1 protein-coding gene is annotated in these 1684 nt (G+C 69.4%); it reads left to right on the top strand.

Translation table 11 applies throughout. The annotated features are described in order from the left end of the window. The first annotated feature begins 55 nt into the window (after positions 1-55). Positions 56-1648: an ISL3 family transposase gene (locus tag Dsi01nite_RS56805; RefSeq protein WP_203854869.1), complete on the top strand. Its 1593-nt coding sequence runs from the start codon at positions 56-58 to the stop codon at positions 1646-1648. The last annotated feature ends 36 nt before the right edge of the window (positions 1649-1684 follow it).

The following is a 1684-nucleotide window of genomic DNA, read 5'->3' on the forward strand; positions in this document are numbered from 1 at the left end:
GGGCTCTGGCACAAGTTCCGTGATCGACTAACGTTGATCAGTTTGTGTGTCCCTTGTGGAGTTCGCGGCGGCGTTGCTGCCGCACCTGGCGTCCGTGCGGTTGCAGCGGGTACGGCTGACCGGCGCCGTCGTTCGGCTTGAGGCCGTGACCGCATCAGGGCAGGCGAAGTGCCCGGCCTGCGGATATGTCTCTGACCGGGCGCACAGCCGCTACGTGCGGCGTCTGGCGGACGCCGCGCTCGGCGGCCGTGAGGTCCGGCTCGACCTGACCGTCCGCCGGTTCTTCTGCCGTCAGCCCACGTGCGCGCGGACGACTTTCGTGGAGCAGGTGCCCCAGGTAACCACCCGACACGGCCGGCGCACCGACCTGGCGGCGGAGCTGATGCAGGCGGTCGCGCTGGCATTGGGTGGCCGGCCAGGGTCCCGGCTGGCGGGGCAGCTCGCGGTGCCGGTCAGCCGGATGACGCTGCTCCGCGCCATCCGCAGCATTCCCGACCCGCCGATGCATACGCCCCGCGTGCTCGGCGTCGACGACTTCGCGCAGCGCCGCGGCCACCGCTACGCCACGATCCTGCTGGACATGGACACCCACCAGCCCGTGGACGTGCTCCCCGACCGTGACGCGGACACCCTCGCCAACTGGCTCGCCGAGCATCCCGGCGTCGAGATCATCTGCCGGGACCGGGCCGGCGCCTACGCCGACGCAGCCACCCGCGGTGCCCCGGACGCGATCCAGGTCGCCGACCGCTGGCACCTGACGCACAACCTCAGCGAAGCCGTGCACAAAGTCGTCGCCCAGCACCGTCGCTGCCTGCACAATCCACCCGAACCCGAACCCGAACCCGAACCCGAACCCGAACCCGAACCCGCGCTGACGCCCAGCGCTCCGCTACCGCCAGCGGGACGGCGAGCGCAGAACACCCGCAGCCGCCACGACGCCGTGCACACCCTGCTCGATGAGGGCATCGCCATCAAAGAGATCGCAAGGCGTCTGGGCCTGGCCCGCGGCACGGTCCGCAGATACGCCCGCGCCCCGACGCCCGAACCGCTGATCGGGGCCAACCCACCCCGCGGCGGCGGCCCGCTGGACCCCTTCAAGAGCCATCTCAACGACCGCTACAACGCCGGGGACACCGACACCCGCGCCATGTTCGCCGACGTCCGCAACCGCGGCTACCGAGGAACCTTGCGCACGTTGCAGCGGTTCATCACCGAGCTTCGCGGTCACGAGCGTGTCCCCGCCCCACCACCCACTCCGCCAACCCGACATATCACCGCATGGATCATGCGACCCGACGCGCGACTCAGCGAAGACGACCGGGCCGGTCTCAAGCAAGCACGCGCACAATGCTCAGACCTCGACACCCTCACCCACCTGGCACACGGCTTCACCCACCTGGTCCGCAGCCGCGGCGGCGCACGCCTCGAAACCTGGATCAACGAAGCCACCAACAGTCCGTTCCCCGAGATCCGCGGCTTCGCCGCGGGACTCATGCGCGACTACGACGCCGTCGTCGCCGGTCTGACCCACCACTGGAACTCCGGCGCCGTCGAAGGAACCGTCAACCGAATCAAGATGATCAAGCGTCAGATGTTCGGCCGCGCCAAACTCGACCTCCTCCGCAAACGCATCCTCAACCGACCCTGATCAGCGCACAGCCCGATCACGGAACTTGTGCCAGAG

It is taken from the genome of Dactylosporangium siamense (assembly GCF_016862795.1).
Lineage (GTDB): Bacteria > Actinomycetota > Actinomycetes > Mycobacteriales > Micromonosporaceae > Dactylosporangium > Dactylosporangium siamense.